This is a genomic window from Brachybacterium sp. Marseille-Q7125, from assembly GCF_023062615.1.
Classification (GTDB): domain Bacteria; phylum Actinomycetota; class Actinomycetes; order Actinomycetales; family Dermabacteraceae; genus Brachybacterium.
In genome coordinates, this window is record NZ_JALLAL010000035.1 from 1 (window position 1) to 17,352 (window position 17,352).

Here is a 17,352-nt window from a genome sequence, read left to right on the forward strand (position 1 = left end):
CCGGAACGCCCGACCACCGCGACCGACACGCGGCGGACCGTCACACCCTCATGCCACAATCAGCTCGCGCACACCGGCAACGACGCCGGACACCGCCGCTCAGCAGCACCATGAAAGATCGAGGCTAGCCCCCGCCCGGCCCCACCGGTCGCAACAACACAAGGCTGAGCACACAAGACGGATTCAGCTATGGCCGGGCCTGATTCCATAGACGGCACTCAGTTGACCGGCCGCCTGCATATTGCACGCGGCCGGTCGTGAGAATCCCCTTCGTGGAAACGACCCCCAAGTAGGCGAGGGCGCACGAGCCGACGCGGACGACCCCGCCTCACGCGAAGGCGCTCACCCCCGTGATCGCGCGGCCCACGATGAGGGCCTGCATCGTCTCGGTGCCCTCATAGGTGTGCAGCGCCTCGATGTCCGCCATGTGCCGGGCCACGGAGTTCTGCAGCAGGATCCCGTTGCCGCCCAGCAGGTCACGGGCATCCGCGGCGATCTCGCGAGCACCGCGGGTGCAGAATCCCTTGGCGAGCGAGGCCTGGTCGGCCCGCACCTCCCCGGCCGCCTCGAGCTGTGCGAGACGCAGACACTGCAGCTGCATCGACACGAGCGTCCCGAGCATCCGGGCCAGGCGCACCTGGACGTGCTGATGCTTGGCAAGCACCTTCCCGAACTGGACGCGCGCGCCCGCGTACTCCACGGCCGCTTCGAAGCAGGCGAGCGCATGCCCGAGCGCGCCCCAGGACACCCCGGCCCGAGTCGCGTACAGCACCCGGCCGGTGTCCTTGAAGGAGCGGGCTCCGGGCAGGCGCGCCGCATCGGGCACCCGCACCTCCTCCAGGCGGATGTGCGCCTGGTCGATGGCGCGCAGGGCCGTCTTGCCGACGATCCGCTCAGCCTCATAGCCGGGCAGCGACTGCTCCACGAGGAAACCGGAGACCTGGCCGTGCAGCGCCGCATCGGCCGGGTCATCCACCCGCGCCCACACCACGGACACGTGCCCGCCCACGCCGTTGCCGATCCACCGCTTCTCCCCGGTGATCACCCAGTCCTCGCCGTCGCGGCGGGCCACGGTCTCCAGGCTCACCGAGTCGGAGCCGTGATCGGGCTCGGTGAGGGCGAAGGCGCCGAACTCACGCCCGGTGACCAGCGGCTCGACCCAGCGCTGCTTCTGCTCCTCCGAGCCCAACAGCACGATCGAGCGCAGTGCGAGCCCAGCCTGCACCCCCACCATCGTGGCGACCGACCCGTCGATGCGAGACAGCTCCATGTTCACCAGCCCCGCCCCGAGCGGGGAGAGCTGGCGGTGCCCCGGGACGTCGAGGCCGTCGGTGAGCAGATCGGCCCCGGCGAGCACCTGCAGCAGCGAGGTGTCGTACTCGTGGCGGTCCCACAGGCCATCGATTCGCTCCATCACCTCAGGGGCGATCGAACGGGCCGCGGCCCAGGCGGCGAGATCATCGCCGCTGACGTCCTGGAACAGCTGGTAGTGGTCGAGCGCCCCGGGCAGCAGCTCGGCGGGAGTGTCCACGACCGGCAGGTGGGAGACGATGCGGCCCTGCGGGAGGGCGCCGACGGGCGTGCCGGCGGGCCGAGAGGCGAGCGGGCGGGCGGAGGCGTCAGCAGCAGAGGCGGCGTCAGCGGCGGCGTCGGAAGCAGAGGCGTCGGCAGACATCAGGACATCCTTTCGATGATGAGGGCCATGCCCTGGCCGCCGCCCACGCAGAGGGTGGCCAGGCCCAGCTGCCCGTCGCGGGCGCGCAGGGAATTGATGAGGGTGGTGGTGATGCGGGCGCCGGTCTGGCCCCAGGGGTGGCCCAGCGCGATCGCGCCGCCGTGGACGTTGAGCTTCTCGTGGTCGATGCCGAGGTCCGCCACCGTGGGCAGCACCATCGCGGCGAAGGCTTCGTTGAGCTCCACCAGGTCGATGTCGCCGATGCTCATCCCGGCGTTCGCGAGGGCCCGACGGGTCGCCTCCACCGGGCCAAGCCCCATGATCTCGGGGTTCAGCCCCGTCACGCCGGTGGCGACGATGCGGGCCAGCGGCTGGATGCCCAGCTCGCGGGCACGCTCATCGGACATGACCACCAGCGCCGCGGCGCCGTCGTTCAGCGGGCAGGCGTTCCCAGCGGTGACCGTGCCGTCCTCGCGGAACACGGGGTCCAGCGCCGCGACCTTCTCGTAGGTGGTGCCGGGACGCGGCGAATCGTCGGCCGTGATCACCGTGCCATCCGGAAGGGTGACGGGGGTGATGTCGCTTTCGAAGAAGCCGCTGGCGATGGCGCGCTCGGCCCGCTGCTGCGACTGGACGGCGTACTCGTCCTGCTCGCGGCGGGAGATGCCGCGCAGCTCGGCGACGTTCTCGGCGGTCTGCCCCATGGCGATGTACGGGTCCGGCAGGGCGCCGTCGTCTGTGGGTTCCGTCCATGGGGCGGGGATCTCGCGGGTGGCCCGCTTGTCGCTGCGCTCCCACGCGTCCTGGAAGCGGGGGTTGCGGGCGTCCTCGTCGGTGATCTTCGCGCCGAGCATCGAGATGGACTCCACGCCCGCGGAGATGAGGGTGTGCGCCTCGCCGGAGCGGATGGCGTGGAAGGCCATGCGGGTGGTCTGGATGGAGCTCGCGCAGAAGCGGTTCACCGTGGTGGCGGGCGTGGCCGCGAGCCCGGACAGCAGAGCAACCGGGCGAGCGATATTACCGCCGGTCACGCCCTCCTGCATGCCCACGCCGAGCATGAGGTCCTGCACCTCGGCGCGATCCAGCGCAGGCACCTGATCCAGGGCCGCGGTGATCATCTGGGCGGCGAGGTCGTCGGGGCGGAGGGCGGCGAGGCTGCCCTTGCGGGCGCGGCCGATGGGCGAGCGGGCGGCGGCGACGATCACGGCTTCGGGCACGGGGTCTCCTTCGACGACGGTGTCAGCAGACGAGCTCGGGGCGCGGCGGGCGTGCGACGGCCGACGGGATGCTCGGGGCACCCGGGCCGACGCGACCGAGCGTACACGATGAGTGATACTCGCGGTATCGGATAGTTCTGGTGTATGCGGTGCAGATTCCGTAGAGGGTTCGGGCGCGGGCTCGCCGCACGTGGTGGACACGCCGATCATCAGGTCATGACTCCGTCGTCGAACCGCGTCTCCACCGCTCGCCGCATCGTCCTCATCATCCTCAGCCTGCTTCTCGCCCTGGCCCTGGTCATCGTGGGGATCATGGCGGTGGCGTGGTGGCAGCTCACCGCGCGGCGCACCACCCTGGACGAGGTTGAGCTCGGTGGCCCCACCGTCATCGTGCAGGAGGTGGGGCAGGCCGTCATCTTCGGGCCGTCCACGGTGCGGCTCTCTCTGCGCGAGGGGCGCCGGGAGCTCTCCGCGGTGGAGCTGGACGTGGCGAACGACGGCAAGGCGCTCACGCCCGACATCTGGCGCATCGAGCCCCTGGACCCGGCCGACGGCGAGGGCGAGGGCGCGCGGGTCATCATCCGCGCGGAGGAGATGCCGGAGACGTGGTGCATGCTGCCGGTTCAGGGCGAGGCGCACTGCGAGTGACTGACCCTTCGAGCACGGCTGCGAGGGCACGCCCCCGGGGGCGCGGCCTGGTGCGCCCCGCATCCGCCCGGGTATGCCAGACTCCCTCCGTGGCCTCCCCCGCCTTCACCCTCGACACGCCGCGTCCTGCCGACGCCCCCGCGCTCGCGCGGGTGCATGTGCGCAGCTGGGAAGCCGCCTACGGCCATGTGCTCTCGGGCGAGAAGTGGTTCGGCCAGCCCGCGATCCAGCGCCGCGAGGCCCAGTGGACGCAGATGCTCGCTCCCGGAACCACAAGCGCCGACGGGGCCGACGGGGCGCCGCAGACCGGCGCTCCCCGTGCTACCGACACCGCTCTGCCGGTGGGCACCTTTCCCGGCACCCCCGGGCTGCCCGGGCCGCTCACGATCCGCATCGGCCGCGACGCGGACGGCACGCCGGTCGGCTTCGCCGTCGCCGGGCCCTCCCGGGATGAGCCGCCGGTGCGGGAGCTCGAGCTCGCGATCCTGTACCTGGATCCGGACTGGTTCGGGGCAGGCCTCGGATCGGCGCTCATCGAGGCGACCCTCGGCGACGCGCCCGCAAGCGTCTGGGTCGCCAAGGACAACCCGCGCGCCATCCGCTTCTACGCCAAGCACGGCTTCACCCTGGATGGCGCCCGCAAGGTCGAGCCCATGTACGAGGGCCTCGTGGACGTGCGCATGATCCGCTGAACAGCCAGATCAGACCCCAGGGGAACGGGCTCGACCCCGCAGGCTGACGCGGCAGGCACCCCCGTCGGCGCATCCTGCCGCGCAGACCCCCGCGCGAGAGCACCACGGCGCACCCCCTCCCCCGGGCCCCGCACCTGGCCCACACCTGACCTGCGCGGCCTATCCTCGAAGCATGACGACGCCCCCGCCCGTCGACCCCCGTGACCGCTTGGCCTCCGAGCGCCTGGACTACACCGCCGGCATGCTCGGTGATGATGCGCCGACGGATCCGCTCGCGCTGTTCGACACCTGGCTCGAGGACGCCCTCGCCCGCCGCGAGACACACGGAGACCTGCCCGAACCATCAGCAGTGGTGCTCTCCACCGTGGACCTGAACGGGCCTGTGCCCCAGCCGCGCTCACGCACCGTGTTGCTCAAGGGCCGCGAGGAGGACAGCTTCGTGCTGTTCACGAACTACCACTCCGCCAAGGGCCGGGAGCTCGCGGCGACCCCGCAGGCGGCGCTGTTGCTGCCCTGGTACCCGCTGCAGCGGCAGGTGCGGATCGAGGGCCCGGTCGAGCAGCTGCCCGACACGGAGTCCGACGCCTACTGGGCGTCGAGGCCGCGCGGCTCGCAGCTGGGATCGTGCGCCTCGCAGCAGTCCGCACCGATCGCCTCCCGGGCAGTGCTCGAACAGCAGCAGGCGCAGGTGGCGGAGCGATACGAGGGCCAGGACGTGCCGCGCCCGCCGCACTGGGGCGGGCTGCGCGTGGTGGCGCAGAGGATCGAGTTCTGGCAGGGCCGCAGCGACCGCCTGCATGACCGTCTGGTTTATGAGCGCGCCGACGATGGGGCATGGCAGCGGCAGCGCTTGCAGCCCTGAGCAGAGTCCCCGACTGCCGGGCTGAACGTCACGGCCACCGCCCGGATCCGCGGAGTACCCTCCCTGTGTTCGGCTATGTCCAGCCCATCGGCCCCAGAGGATTCCCGTGTCCGCACCCACTCCGTCCCGTTCCCGCTCCCCCTGGCTCATCGGCGGCATCCTCGGCGCCGCCTGCCTGCTGATCATCGGCGTGCTGGTGGTCGCACTCATCGCCGGCGGGTATCTGTTCGGGATGGGCGGCCAGGAGGATCCCACCCCGTCGGGTGATCCCGTCACCACCGCCACCGATCCGCAGACCGGCGGCGGCGCGAGCGACGGCGGTGGCGCCAGCGACGGGGGCGGGGAACAGATGGCCCTGCCGCCGGGGGTCGAGGACGGCCAGACGTATCTGACCATGGGCAATGGCCCAGTCGTGGTGGATGTCTACTCCGATTTCGCGTGCCCGCACTGCGCCGTGTTCTCCGATGTGAACGGCGATAACCTCGAGGAGATGGTCGAGGAAGGCGAGATCACCCTGCAGATCCACCCGCGGCCGATGCTCGATGAGCGCACCACCCCGCCCGGCTACTCCAGCCGCGCCGCGAACGCCGCGGTGTGCGCCTACGCCGAGACGGGGGATCCCGAGGACTGGTTCGACGCCGAAGAGGCGCTGTTCGAGATCCAGGCGGAAGGCGCCGGCATGAGCCCCGAGGAGCTCGCAGGCGTCGTGGAGGATGCCACTGACATCGACGTGACCGACTGCGTCACCGGCGAGACGTATGTCAGCTGGCTGCAGGACGTCGTGGAGCCCGAGGCACGGCAGTCCACGCCCGGCACGCCCGTCGTGTTCATCAACGGCACCATGGCCGAGGGCGACTGGTCCGTGGCCGGAGAGCTCACCGCCCAGATCGACGCCGCTCAGTGAGCTGAAGGCGAGGTTGCCCGCGGGCTTGGTGGCCTGAGGGCGCGGGGCCGCGCACGGGCTCGATGACGCCGGGCCGAGGTGACGCGCGAGGCTGAGGTGACGCGCCGATCTGAGGTGACGCAGGGTTGACCGGGAGCGGAACTCTTCCGGATATCTCGTCGCGGCCTCTCGCGCCCCGTCGGCCCCCTGCCTACGGTGAGGCCATGCACCGCATGACCAGCTTCTCCCCCGATGGCCTGACCCCTGATGCCGGGTGGCGCCTGGCCGTCTCCCGCACCCTGCCGGCCGAGCCCGACGACGTGTGGCGTCGGCTGCTCAGCGAGTGGCTGCCGCGCTGGCTGGGCGTGGATTCCGTCCCGCAAATGGTGGGGGCGCCGCTGCGGGACGGCGCCGTGCTGCGCGGCCGCGTGGTGGGTGCCCATGTGGGCCGACGGGTGCGTGTGCGCTGGACCCCGAAGGACCTCGACCACGAGACGATCTTCCAGGTGACCCTGCAGGACGAGGGCGATGGCACCCAGATCACGCTCCACCAGGAGCGGCTGCTGGGCGCGGCCGAGCGGCAAGACCTGCTCGAGCACTGGACCGGGGTGCTGGATGCGCTCGTGGACACCTGCTCGAGCGAGCGTGCAGTGGTGCTGGACCTGCCGGGCTGAGCTGCGGCCCTCCGAGATCTCCGGGGCACTCGCGGATGCGCGCAGCTGCGCTCATCGCCGCTGCCCGCGCCGCAGCTGAGAAATCCCTCGCCGCTCAGTCGGTGGCGGCGTCCGGCTCCAGGGCGCCGTCGCCCGGGGCGATCGCGGCGGTCTCGCGCAGCACCTCGGGGCGCAGCACGTCAATGTCCACGCCGCCCTCGATCCCCGCGACCGTGCCGTCGAAGCGCAGCTGCCACACCGCCCAATCCGACGTCGCCGGGCGCGTGGTCTCCGAGAACAGCCAGGCCGGGCGCCCATCGGCCGCGGGCAGACCGTAGTGATCACGCCACTGCGAGGACGAGTAGATGACCATGCGCCGCCCCCAGGCCTTCTCCACCGCGGTGGTGAAAGCGTTGATCTCCGCCTGCGCGTGCTGGGCCTCCGGGCGCTCATCGCAGGCGCCGTCGAACTCGAGGTCCAGCGCCGGTGGTAGCGCCGCATCGTCCGGCGGGGCAGCGGCGAGGAAGTCCGCGGCCTGCTCCGCGCCCGGCGAGCACAGCGTGAAGTAGTGGTAGGCACCGGGGGTGATCCCGTGCTCGCGCGCTCCCGCCCAGTTCTGCGCGAAATGGCTGTCGGTGAAGCCGCTGCCCTCGGTGGCTTTGATGTATGCGAAAGAGACGCCGTCGGCCGCGACCTGTTGCCAGTCGATGTCCTTCTGATGAGCGGAGACATCGATGCCCATCACCTCGCCGGGCTTCAGCTCCACCCGCTCAGGAAGGTTCGCGAGGACCGCCGCATCCGCTGCGGTCTCGGGCAGCTGCATCGCCGCGTCATCGGCGCGGAAGTCTCCGCGCTGCGTGCGAGGCTCAGCGTCCGCCCCACCGCCGCGCAGCGCGCCGATCAGCCCGGCCGTACAGCCGCCGATCGCGAGCACCAGCAGCAGCGCAAGGACCCCGGCGACGATCTGACGGCGCCGGACCTGCTCGGGAGTGAAGCGGGGCACGCAACGAAGCTACCGGAACTGCGCAGGCAGGCTGCGGAGGCAGGGCCGACGGGGCGGGTTGGCCTGCAGGCAGCGGCCGAGCTGGGGCCGTCGGGACGGTACGCATCGGACGGTGCTCGATCGGCTCGCGAGCTGATCGGACCCGCCAGCTCCGTGGGCGGCCAGCAGTTCAGTGGGCGGCCCGCAGTTCAGCGGGCGGCCAGCAGCTCAGTGGGCGGCCCGCAGTTCAGCGGGCGAACAGCTCCGCGAAAGCGCGCAGCAGCCGCGGAGCCTCGTCGGCGCTCTCATGCCGCAGCCGCTCGAAGATCTCCTCCATCTCATCCGGGGAGAAGTAGCCGTGGTCGCGGTAGACGCGGGCGCGCTCGATGATCGCCGGGACGTCCAGCTCAGGGTGGAACTGGGTGGCGTACTGGCGGGTGCCCACGCGGAACATCTGCACCGGGGCCCGCTGTCCGGTGGCGAGCGTCGTGGCGTGCTCCGGCAGGGTGGTCACCGCCTCCTTGTGTCCCACCAGCCCCGTGAAGGTCTCAGGCAACTGAGCGGCGCGGACCAGCGGATCCTCCTGCCCGGCGGCGGTGAGAGTGACGGGAACGGCGCTCAGCGGCTCCCCGTTGGTGCGGTCGATCGTGGCGCCGATGTGCGTGCCGAGCGTACCGATGCCGTAACAGGCGCCCAGGAAAGGGATGTCCTCGGCGATCACGCGATCCAACACGCGGCTGATCTCCGCCTCGGCGCGGACCTGCTCCGGAGACTTCGAGGACGGCGGGTCCGAGACCGTGAAGGGGCTGCCGCACAGGATGATCCCGGAGATGTCCTGCGCGTGCAGGTCAGGGAAGGGGTCGCGGTCCAGCCGCACCCACAGTAGATCCTCCGGAGCCAGGCCCGTGAAGCCCAGGACGGACTCCCGTTCGGTGGCGGCGACGGGGTCCTCGGGGCGGGTGGCGATCTGCACGAAGGGTTTCACGCCGGGCATCGTAATCCCGCAGGCCAGGACGCGGGGCACGGGCCGGGGTGCGGGGTGCGGAGCGCGGGCCGGGATGCGGGGTGCGGCCGGGGACGCAGGGCATGGGAGGGCTGCTTCCACGGACGGTACGCAGATGACCGGCCGCGTGCAGTATGCAGGCGGCCGGTCATCTGAGTCCCCTTGGTGGAATATGAGCGAGGAGCCTCCGCCGCTACCGTGTGGGCATCACCCCGCCTCGTCGAAGGAGACCCATGACTCAGCCCGCACAGCCCGACCAGTCCACGCAGCCCGACCCGTCCTCGCAGCCTGACCAGCCCACCGCCTCATCGGCCGCAGAACCCGCCTCCCCCATCTCCCGCGCCGCCGTCGAGGACGTGGCCCGGATGCTGCCCGCTTGGCTCGAGACCAACCGGGCCCTGCGCTCGCAGACCGGCATTCAGGCCGCGATCTGGCATGACGGCGAGCTGGTCACCGAGGTGGCGGTGGGCCCGGCGGATCTGCCGCGCGGCATCGAGCTGCAGCCCACGCACCGGCTGCGCATCGCCTCGCACTCCAAGACCTTCACGGCGCTGGCGATCATGCGCCTCGTAGAGCAGGGCCGCGTGCGGCTGGATGACACCCTCGGCGAGCGCGTGCCGGAGCTCGCCGATGCCCCCGTCGCCGACCGCACCCTGCGAGACCTCCTCTCCCACTCCGCGGGCCTGACCCGTGATTCCTCGGATGCGCGCTGGTGGCGCCTGGGCATCCCCTTCGCGGACCGCGAGCAGCTGCTGCGGATCGCGCGCGAGGAGGCGGTGCGCTGCGAGGCCGGCCTGCATCTGCAGTACTCGAACATCGGCTACGGCCTGCTGGGTCTGGTGATCGAGAAGGCGACCGGGCAGTCCTTCGCCGAGGCCGTGACCGCACTGGTGCTGAAGCCCGTCGGGGTGGAGAACATCGGCCCGGACCTTCCCGCGAAGGCGCCGGATGCCGGGACGGCCGACGGGTTCGCAGCCGGCCACACCTCGCTGCTGCACGGCCCGCGGGTGGTCGTCGAGCAGATCCCCACCGGAACTCTCGCGGCCGCGACCGGGTTCTGGGCCAGCGCCGGGGCGATCGCCACTTTCGCGGGGAAGGTGCTGACGGCCGATGCTCTGCTCGAGCCGGGGTCGCTGCGGCAGCTGCGGCGCCGCGTGTGGACGCTGCAGGATGGCGGGCATTACGGGCTGGGTCTGCAGGAAGGGCGATTGCACGGTTTCAGCGTGATCGGGCATTCGGGCGGGTTCCCGACGGGGCTGTCCCGCACCTGGGCGGCACCGGCAGAGCGCCTGGCTGTGAGTGTGATCGGCACGGCGGTGGATGCTCCGAGCTCGGAGATCGCCCACGGGATCCTGGGTCTGCTGGCGCTCGCGGCCGGACGTCCTGCACCGCGGGCCGATGAGTGGGAGTGCTCGGGGGCGCAGGGCGGCGCCTCGAACGGTCGGCCCCGCCCCGCGGTGCTCGAGGAGCAGCCGACGCTGGAGCTCGAGGACACCGAGGTGCCGGCGGCGCAGCTCGCCGAGACGCTCGTCGGCACCTATGACTCGCTGTGGGGGCGGATGCGCCTGGCGATGCTGGGCGGGCGGCTGTTCGCGCTGGATGAGGCGGCGCTGGATCCGGCGTCGAGCGCCCTGGAGCTGGCTGTGGCGCGGCTCGGGACGGACCCCATCGAGCCGGGGACCACGGTGGTGGAGCTCGATACCTGGGGTGATGCCGGGTACGGGACGTGGGCGGAGCCGCTGCTGGCGCGCGTGGTGCGCGAGGACGGGCGGCTGCGCTGCACCGGGCTGATCGACACCGGGCAGGTGCAGACCCCGAGCGCGGACTTCCACATGCCCCCGCGCATCGTCGCACCGTGAGAGCACGCCCCCACGCCAGCACCCCCGGGGCCTGCCCCTGCGCCCCGGGGCTGCGCGGCGCTCCGGGCCCGCGAACGTGGTGGTGACGGGGATGGCGGCACCCAGCAGGCTGGCCCCGACAGGCTGGGGCATGTCGTGATCACCGTGGCGGGGCACCCGTTGCCGCCGCGTCTGCTGGAGTCCGACGACCCGGCCCTCGTCGCCTGGCGCGCGAAGCTGCCAGGCCGCGTGGAAAAAGTGCTCGACCAGTGGGAGCTGACGGCATCGGCCCCGTTCACGCCGGGCGGCTCGAGCGCCTGGGTGGCGCCAGTGACCGGTGCAGGCGGCGAGCAGCTGGTGCTCAAGGTCGCGTTCGCGCATGACGAGGCGCGGGATGAGGCGCTCGGCATGCGGGCCTGGCAGGACCGCGGAGCCGCCCGGGTGCACCGCGCCGAGCGCGACGACAGCACGACGCTGCTGCTCATGGAGCGGATCGCGCCCGGCACTCCGCTCGCCGGGCAGCTCACCGGGCCCGAGCGCGACGAGGTCCTCGCCGCACTCGCGCGCCAGCTGTGGGTTCCGCCCGCCGACGTGCTGCCACCCGCCGACGCGGCACGGCTCCGGCCGCTCGCGGACATGTGCGCGCAGTGGGCCGACGAGGCTGAGACTCGGCTCGCCCGCACCGGGGGCGCTTATCGCTCGGGTGCGCAGGCCCCCACGACGTCGCTGCCGCCGGAGCTCATCGCCCATGGCCTCGCCCTCTTCCGCCGCCTGCCGCACGAGTGGACAAGGGAGCCGGTGCTTCTCGCAACCGATCTGCACGGCGAGAACGTCCTCGCCCGCACCGCGTTGACCGGCGCCTGCACGGGGTCGACGGCACGCGGCACGGGGCCTCGCGACCCTTCCATCGGGGCGCCGAAACGTGTCGCCGGGCCGCACCACGCGAGCGCCGGCCCAGTGCCTGCAGGGCCGCACCACGCAAGCGCCGGCCCAGTGCCTGCAGGGCCACACAACACGAGCGCCGCGCCAGCGCCCGCCGGTCTCCGCGGCATGCGCTGGGCCCTCATCGACCCCAAGCCCTACGTGGGCGACCCGCACTATGACCTGCTGCAGCACATGTTCAATGAGCCCGAGCGCCTGGCTACGGACCCCGCTGGCCTCGCCGAGCGCCTGGCCACTCTCGCGGGTCTCGACGCCGACCGACTGCGGCGCTGGCTGCTGGCGCGTTGTGTGCAGGAGGCCGGCGTATTGGACGCCGCCGCCACCGCCGCACAGCGCCTCTGGGCCGACGGAGTCCGGTGACCCGGCCTCCCTGCACGTTCTCGGGCGCTGAGTAGCGCATCTGGTACGCAGCACCCGAATCCGCGCAGGGAGTTGCTGCCAGCGACGAGATATCGGGTCTTGCGTTCCACTGTTGGTACGCAGCGCCCGAGAACGCGACGTTGGGGCTCTTGCGCAGGTGTGTGGGGTGCGCAGGGGGCGCGCCATGCCAACGGGGACGCAGCTGGGCGTGCGCTCGCGCAGCTGGGCGCGCAGGCTGCAGTGCCCCTGGGTGCGCCGCGCGCGGGCTGCATGCAGGATGGTGCCCATGACGACTCTCGCCGACTTCACCGCAGCACCCCTGACCGGCCCGGACCAGGAGCAGGACCTCGCTGAGCATGTGGGCAGCGTGGTGCTGGTGGTCAACACCGCCAGCAAGTGCGGGCACACCCCGCAGTACGCCGCCCTGCAGGACCTCTACCAGCGTTTCCGCGACAAGGGCCTGGTGATCCTCGGCTTCCCGTGCGATCAGTTCAAGCATCAGGAACCCGGCAGCGCCGAGGAGATCGCCGAGTTCTGCAGCGTCAACTACGGCGTCACCTTCCCGATGTTCGCGAAGATCGACGTCAACGGAGAGCACGCCCATCCGCTGTATCAGTGGCTGACCGGTGAGCATCCCAGTGCAGGGGTCCCCGCCGGGGACATCGAGTGGAACTTCGCGAAGTTCCTGCTGGGCCGGGACGGGCAGGTCATCGCCCGCTACGCCCCGGACACCCCGCCCGCGGACCTCACCGAGGACATCGAACGCGCCCTCTGAGGCCCGACGGGCCCCGCCTCACGCCCCGCGCGTCCACCCGTCAGCGACGACGAGCTGCGCATCGGCCCGGCGGTCGGTGTCCAGCACGTCACCGCTCACCTCTGCCACGCGGATCCGTGACACCCACGCGCCCAGGCCGTGGGTGGCCTCGTCGGTGACCAGGCGCAGGCGCACCTCCACCTCGCCGCGCAGCGACACCCGCTCTGACACCAGCGGGAACACCCCGTCCCATACGGCCCGCTCGCCCCAGCCGGTGATCTGCCCGGCCGATACGGCGACGTCCTCCTGGTGCTTCGCCTCCAGTCGCCCGTCGAGCCCCTGCCAGGTCTCGCCCCCGTCGGCCGTGACCTCGACGGTCAGCACGTCGTAAGCGGTCTCGAGGTGGCTGAACAGCTGCAGGTGCAGCACCGGGTCCTCGCCGCTGAGCGTCACCGGGACCGACAGCGTCGCCGTGGTGTCATCGTCCTCGCCGGCGTGCCAGCCGCCCCGCACCTCCTTGGGCACGACGCCCAGGGCATGCGCGACGCACGAGGAGACCTCGCGACGCGTGACCGAGGTGGTGGACCATTCACGCGTGGGATGCACGGAGTTCGTCAGCAGGATGACGATCGTGTCGGTCAGCGGGTCGATCACCAGCGAGGTGCCGGTGAAACCGGTGTGCACACCGCTGTAGGGGCTGGTCAGGCCCGCGTGGTAGTACCAGGCCTCCAGCTCGGGGCCCAGGCCGCGACGGGCCCCGCCCACTCCGGTGACCTTGGCGATGCGGTCGGTGAACATGTCCTGCACGGTCTCGGGCTGGAGGATGCGGGCACGGCCGTAGCGCCCGCCGCCCAGGAACATCTGGGCGAAGACGGCGAGGTCCCGCGCGGTGGAGAACACCCCCGCATGCCCGGCCACGCCGCCCAGGGAGTAGGCGTTCTCGTCATGCACGTGCCCGTGGACGAGGCGGCCGTAATGCTCCACGTACTCGGTCGCGGCGATCCGGTCCTTGAGCTCCGCGGGCGGGTTGTACATCGTCTCGCTCATGCCCAGCGGCTCGGTGATGTGCGCGCGCACGTACTCATCCAGCCCCATTCCGGACAGCTGCTCGACGATCAGGCCCAGGGTGATGAGCCCCAGGTCGCTGTACTCGTACTGCTCCCCCGGCCCGGCCTTCGGGGCGACGGTGAGCACCGCGTCGATCCGGGAGGCCTTATCCGGGTAGGCGGAGTAGAGGTTGATGAAGGCGGGCAGCCCGCCGGTGTGGGTGAGCAGGTGCTGGATCCTCACGCCGCCCTTGCCGCCCTCGGCGAAGCGCGGCAGATGGTCGGCGACGAGGTCATCGAGGCCCAGCTCGCCGCGCTCCACGTGCTGCATGACCGCGACGGCGGTGAAGATCTTCGAGATCGAGGCGAGGTCGTAGATGGTGTCGGTGCGGGCGGGGATACGCTCGGACTCAGGCAGCTCGGTGCTGGTGTCCTGCCAGCGCAGCGCGTACCCGTCGGCGTGCTCGTAGGCGATACCGCCCTGCGAGGCGACCAGCAGCGACGCACCGGAGAAGCGCGCGGGGTCGTAGTCCAGGCCGGCGCGGATGATGCCGGGCAGCTCCTTGAGCACTCCCGCGTCGAGACCCACTGCGTTCGGCCGCGCCTCGCGCAGGGTCTGCCCGGTGGGCTGGCGATCCCAGGGGCCACGATGCGGTCCGCCCCGGCCCCAGCGCGGGGCGGAGCGGGCCTGTGCCACTGCGGGGCGCTCCTTGCGCGGGGCGGGGTCGCCCTGGGCGTGCGCCGCAGCGGGCACGGAGATGGCCGCCAGCGCGGTCGCGGCAAGGGTGGTCCGACGGGAGAATCGGGGGTGCATGCTGCTCCTTCGCAGCCGGTCCCACAGGGCCGATGGGCCGTGCGGGTGCTCCCGCTGCGACCGGCCCGTGCAGGTCCGGGGTGGCGAGGCCCCCGCCGTCGAGGGCCCTCGGGCGCCGCCCGCCACGGTAACGACGAGCCCCCGACGTGGCAAGCGTCACACCATCATGCGAGCGGGCGCGCGGCACGCTTCCGCAGCACCTGGACCTTCCGGATGCCAGCGACCAGGAATCCGGCGCCGACCAGCAGGCCGATGCCGCGCAGCAGCGCCACGATGGCCTCCACCCACGCCAGCACCCGCCACAGGTTCCCCAGGTCAGAGCCGGATACATCGAAGGAGAAGAACAGCCCGAGCCCCGCAACGATGACGACGATCAGCGCCCCGGTGCGCAGCTGACGCCCGCCGCGGACGGCCACGATGATCGCGAGGACCATGATCGCGACCCAGCCCAGCAGACTCGCCACGCCCGTCAGCAGCGCGAGGATGCCGATGACCAAGAGGACCGGCTCGCGGGCACCGTTCAGCAGGGCGGGGCCGAGGAAGTTGAGGATCAGCGGGCTGAGAATCAGCACGATGCCGGCGAATACGGAGAGCACGGTCAGGGCGATCGCGGGTTTCAGCGGCTCGGCGAAGGGGTCGCGCGCGGGCGTCGGACTCCCGACGGGTGCCGGGCCCATCGGCCCGGCCTGCCCCACCGGTCCCGCGGGCCCCATCGACCCTGGATGCCCCATAGATCCGCGCGGCCCGGGCTGCCCCGTCGGCCCGTCTTCGGGCGCAGGTCCCGTCGGCCCGTACTCGTACCCGTTCATCTGCGCATCCTCCTGTGTCGTCCTCTCCGGTGCGCGGCGCCCGCCCGTGGGTCAGCCGCGTTCGAGCTCCAGCACGGGCACGCAGGCGGGGCTGAATCCCAGCACCTGCCCGTAGAAGGACAGCGTGGCCTCCGTGGCGCGGATGATCGATTCGGCCTTGCGGAAGCCGTGCTGCTCGCCCTCGAACAACAGGTAGGCGTGCGGGATACCCTTGGCGGCGAGGGCGTCGCGCACCAGCTCGGACTGGCTGGGCGGGACGATGCGGTCCTCATCGCCCTGCAGCAGCAGCACCGGCACCTCGAGCTCGTCGACGTGGCTGAGCGGTGCCCGCTCCACGTACAGGTCGCGCCGCTCGGGGTAGGGGCCCACGAGCCCGTCGATGTACCGGGATTCGAAGTCGTGGGTGTCCAGGCGGAAGCGTTCGAGCTCGGCGACGCCGAAGCTTGAGGCGCCCGCAGCGAAGGTGCTCGTGCGGGTCAGGCATGCGAGCGTGGTCCAGCCGCCGGCGCTGCCGCCCTCGATCGCCAGGCGCTGCCCGTCGGCGATGCCTTCGCGCACCAGGTGCTCCATGACGGCGACGGTGTCGGCGACGTCGACGACGCCCCACTGGCCCTTGAGGCGGTCGCGGTAGGCGCGGCCGTACCCGGTGGAGCCGCCGTAGTTCACGTCCACGACGCCCAGGCCGCGGGAGGTGTAGTAGGCGGTGGGGAGGCTCAGGACAGGCGAGACATGCCCCGTCGGCCCCCCGTGGACGCGGGCGATGAACGGCGGGAGCTCCCCGTCCCGCCCGGCGAGTCCCTCCTGGTGGGGGCGGTGGATGATCGCGTGGACCACCCCGCCGTCCGGCAGCGGCACCTCGATGCTCTCCGAGGTGGGCAGCACCGCCGGGTCCGGGGCGTCGGCGCGGGAGGAGCGCAGAACCTGCAGGTCACGCACCTGGGCGGGGTCGCGATCCAGGCGCGCGGTCCAGATCGCGGGGAACGCGGTCGGGGACGCACCGGCCAGGACCAGCAGCCCGTCCTCGCGCAGCTGCACGGTGCCGATGTCCGTCAGCGGCAGCTCGAGCGCCGAGAGCTTCCCGGTGGAGATCCGCAGCAGGCCGAGCTGCGTGGCGGCCCGCCCGTAGGTGACCAGGGCGGTGTCGGGATCGAGCACGCGGTACCAGGTGGTGCCGAGCGCCCACAGCGGCCCGCCGAACTCCTGATCCAGCTCGAGCACCTGCCGGGCACCATCGGCCGCGGACCACAGCCAGGGGTTCCACCAGCCGGAGGCGTCGGAGAGGAACAGCAGACGCTCCGCGTCCAACCACTGCGGCTGCAGCACGGAGGTGCCGGTATCCCCGGCGATGACCTGGCCTTCGCCGACGCTGCCAGCCACGAGCGGGGCGACGTGCAGCTCGGTGCCGTCCCATGGCATCTGCGGATGCTCCCAGCTGATCCACGCCACCTGCGTGCCATCGGGGCTCAGGCGCGGGGCGGCCACGAAGCGGCTCGAGGGCGTGATGCGCCGCAGGGCCGACGGGTCCTCGGCGGCGCTGCCGTCCAGCGGGACCGCGACGATGTACCGCTCGATGTGCGGGGCGCCGTCGGCCCCGGTGCGCGGCCCTTGCTCGCCGCCGGTGTGGTCCTCGCACACCCACCACACCTCGACGATGCCGCCCTCGAGGATGACGGGGGTGGGTTCGGCGAACCGCAGGGAGGGGCCGTGCGCGGAGGGCACCTCGGGGCCGACGGGGGTGAGCGGCTGCGGCTCCTGACCCTCCCGGAGGGCGTAGACGCGCTGGTCGGCGAAGTTCACGAAGACGACGAGGGGTCCATCGGGGTCCTGGTCGGTGCCGGAGACGACGGTCCAGCTGGCACCGCCGTACTCGTGCACGCGCGAGCGCGCGTTGAAGGGCGCGGGCAGCACGGTGACCACCTCGGCCTCATGGTGGGCGCCGATGTATCCGACGGGCCCGGCGGTGTGCACGATCGCCTGGCGGCCGCCTTCGGTGGCGATCCCTTCTGTCCACCACACGTGATCGCCCACCAGCTGCGGGGCGCCCAGGCGTGTGCCTCCTGTGGCCAGCAGCTCGGCGGTGATCGGCGAGGGCCAGCATCCGTACGGCAGTGTCGTGACCATGGTCCCAGGGTAGGGGCTGGGCGGCAGCGCGGCGGCGGGTTCAGGGGATGCGA

The 17,352-nt window shown here is 72.0% G+C and carries 15 protein-coding genes; 8 read left to right on the forward strand and 7 right to left on the reverse strand.

The genetic code is table 11. From position 1 onward, the window contains the following. Positions 1 to 328 precede the first annotated feature (328 nt). Both MU407_RS09660 and MU407_RS09665 read right to left on the reverse strand, forming a co-directional pair. The gene (locus MU407_RS09660; RefSeq protein ID WP_246956947.1) at positions 329 to 1,675 is read right to left on the reverse strand and encodes an acyl-CoA dehydrogenase family protein; all 1,347 of its coding nucleotides are present in this window, start codon (positions 1,673 to 1,675) and stop codon (positions 329 to 331) included. Then, positions 1,675 to 2,892, reverse strand: a complete 1,218-nt coding sequence (locus MU407_RS09665; RefSeq protein ID WP_246956949.1) for an acetyl-CoA C-acetyltransferase — start codon at positions 2,890 to 2,892, stop codon at positions 1,675 to 1,677. The genes MU407_RS09660 and MU407_RS09665 overlap by 1 nt, the downstream gene beginning before the upstream one ends. Positions 2,893 to 3,108: 216 nt before the next feature. Between MU407_RS09665 and MU407_RS09670 the strand changes: the two genes are divergently transcribed. The 5 genes from MU407_RS09670 to MU407_RS09690 all read left to right on the forward strand — a co-directional run bounded on the left by MU407_RS09670 (position 3,109) and on the right by MU407_RS09690 (position 6,651). After that, a complete protein-coding gene (locus tag MU407_RS09670) occupies positions 3,109 to 3,540 on the forward strand; it encodes a hypothetical protein (protein WP_246956952.1) in 432 nt (143 codons plus the stop codon). A gap of 89 nt (positions 3,541 to 3,629) precedes the next feature. Beyond that, complete coding sequence (locus MU407_RS09675) at positions 3,630 to 4,232, forward strand: GNAT family N-acetyltransferase (protein WP_246956955.1); 603 nt, start codon at positions 3,630 to 3,632, stop codon at positions 4,230 to 4,232. Between the two features lie 172 nt (positions 4,233 to 4,404). Further along, positions 4,405 to 5,094, forward strand: coding sequence for a pyridoxamine 5'-phosphate oxidase (gene pdxH, locus MU407_RS09680; protein ID WP_246956957.1), 690 nt, complete (start codon positions 4,405 to 4,407; stop codon positions 5,092 to 5,094). 106 nt (positions 5,095 to 5,200) lie between these two features. Beyond that, complete coding sequence (locus MU407_RS09685; RefSeq protein ID WP_246956961.1) at positions 5,201 to 5,998, forward strand: thioredoxin domain-containing protein; 798 nt, start codon at positions 5,201 to 5,203, stop codon at positions 5,996 to 5,998. A 203-nt stretch (positions 5,999 to 6,201) separates the two neighbouring features. Further along, positions 6,202 to 6,651, forward strand: coding sequence for an SRPBCC domain-containing protein (locus tag MU407_RS09690; RefSeq protein WP_102235731.1), 450 nt, complete (start codon positions 6,202 to 6,204; stop codon positions 6,649 to 6,651). A 94-nt stretch (positions 6,652 to 6,745) separates the two neighbouring features. Here MU407_RS09690 and MU407_RS09695 read toward each other — a convergent pair whose 3' ends face one another. Both MU407_RS09695 and MU407_RS09700 read right to left on the reverse strand, forming a co-directional pair. Then, positions 6,746 to 7,633 (reverse strand): GH25 family lysozyme, encoded by an 888-nt coding sequence (locus MU407_RS09695; RefSeq protein WP_102235730.1) that lies wholly within the window; start codon positions 7,631 to 7,633, stop codon positions 6,746 to 6,748. Positions 7,634 to 7,859: 226 nt separating this feature from the next. Further along, complete coding sequence (locus tag MU407_RS09700; RefSeq protein WP_233190656.1) at positions 7,860 to 8,606, reverse strand: glutamine amidotransferase; 747 nt, start codon at positions 8,604 to 8,606, stop codon at positions 7,860 to 7,862. A gap of 242 nt (positions 8,607 to 8,848) precedes the next feature. Between MU407_RS09700 and MU407_RS09705 the strand changes: the two genes are divergently transcribed. The 3 genes from MU407_RS09705 to MU407_RS09715 all read left to right on the forward strand — a co-directional run bounded on the left by MU407_RS09705 (position 8,849) and on the right by MU407_RS09715 (position 12,530). Further along, a complete protein-coding gene (locus tag MU407_RS09705) occupies positions 8,849 to 10,474 on the forward strand; it encodes a serine hydrolase domain-containing protein (RefSeq protein ID WP_246956963.1) in 1,626 nt (541 codons plus the stop codon). 135 nt (positions 10,475 to 10,609) lie between these two features. Then, positions 10,610 to 11,755, forward strand: a complete 1,146-nt coding sequence (locus MU407_RS09710) for an aminoglycoside phosphotransferase family protein (protein WP_246956965.1) — start codon at positions 10,610 to 10,612, stop codon at positions 11,753 to 11,755. A 286-nt stretch (positions 11,756 to 12,041) separates the two neighbouring features. Continuing rightward, complete coding sequence (locus MU407_RS09715) at positions 12,042 to 12,530, forward strand: glutathione peroxidase (protein ID WP_246956967.1); 489 nt, start codon at positions 12,042 to 12,044, stop codon at positions 12,528 to 12,530. Positions 12,531 to 12,548: 18 nt separating this feature from the next. On the opposite strand, the gene MU407_RS09720 is transcribed toward MU407_RS09715, so the two are convergent. The 3 genes from MU407_RS09720 to MU407_RS09730 form a co-directional block, all read right to left on the reverse strand. Beyond that, positions 12,549 to 14,369, reverse strand: a complete 1,821-nt coding sequence (locus MU407_RS09720; protein WP_246956969.1) for a serine hydrolase — start codon at positions 14,367 to 14,369, stop codon at positions 12,549 to 12,551. A gap of 164 nt (positions 14,370 to 14,533) precedes the next feature. Further along, the gene (locus tag MU407_RS09725) at positions 14,534 to 15,178 is read right to left on the reverse strand and encodes a hypothetical protein (RefSeq protein ID WP_246956971.1); all 645 of its coding nucleotides are present in this window, start codon (positions 15,176 to 15,178) and stop codon (positions 14,534 to 14,536) included. A gap of 51 nt (positions 15,179 to 15,229) precedes the next feature. Then, positions 15,230 to 17,299 (reverse strand): prolyl oligopeptidase family serine peptidase, encoded by a 2,070-nt coding sequence (locus MU407_RS09730; protein ID WP_246956974.1) that lies wholly within the window; start codon positions 17,297 to 17,299, stop codon positions 15,230 to 15,232. Positions 17,300 to 17,352 lie beyond the last annotated feature (53 nt).

What these genes read in the sequence shown, in the direction of transcription:
- MU407_RS09660 (WP_246956947.1), bottom strand. Translation starts at nt 1,675, where the DNA reads ATGTCTGCCGACGCCTCTGCTTCCGACGCCGCCGCTGACGCCGCCTCT.
- MU407_RS09670 (WP_246956952.1), top strand. Translation starts at nt 3,109, where the DNA reads ATGACTCCGTCGTCGAACCGCGTCTCCACCGCTCGCCGCATCGTCCTC.
- pdxH (WP_246956957.1), top strand. Translation starts at nt 4,405, where the DNA reads ATGACGACGCCCCCGCCCGTCGACCCCCGTGACCGCTTGGCCTCCGAG.
- MU407_RS09690 (WP_102235731.1), top strand. Translation starts at nt 6,202, where the DNA reads ATGCACCGCATGACCAGCTTCTCCCCCGATGGCCTGACCCCTGATGCC.
- MU407_RS09700 (WP_233190656.1), bottom strand. Translation starts at nt 8,606, where the DNA reads ATGCCCGGCGTGAAACCCTTCGTGCAGATCGCCACCCGCCCCGAGGAC.
- MU407_RS09705 (WP_246956963.1), top strand. Translation starts at nt 8,849, where the DNA reads ATGACTCAGCCCGCACAGCCCGACCAGTCCACGCAGCCCGACCCGTCC.
- MU407_RS09715 (WP_246956967.1), top strand. Translation starts at nt 12,042, where the DNA reads ATGACGACTCTCGCCGACTTCACCGCAGCACCCCTGACCGGCCCGGAC.
- MU407_RS09720 (WP_246956969.1), bottom strand. Translation starts at nt 14,369, where the DNA reads ATGCACCCCCGATTCTCCCGTCGGACCACCCTTGCCGCGACCGCGCTG.
- MU407_RS09725 (WP_246956971.1), bottom strand. Translation starts at nt 15,178, where the DNA reads ATGAACGGGTACGAGTACGGGCCGACGGGACCTGCGCCCGAAGACGGG.
- MU407_RS09730 (WP_246956974.1), bottom strand. Translation starts at nt 17,299, where the DNA reads ATGGTCACGACACTGCCGTACGGATGCTGGCCCTCGCCGATCACCGCC.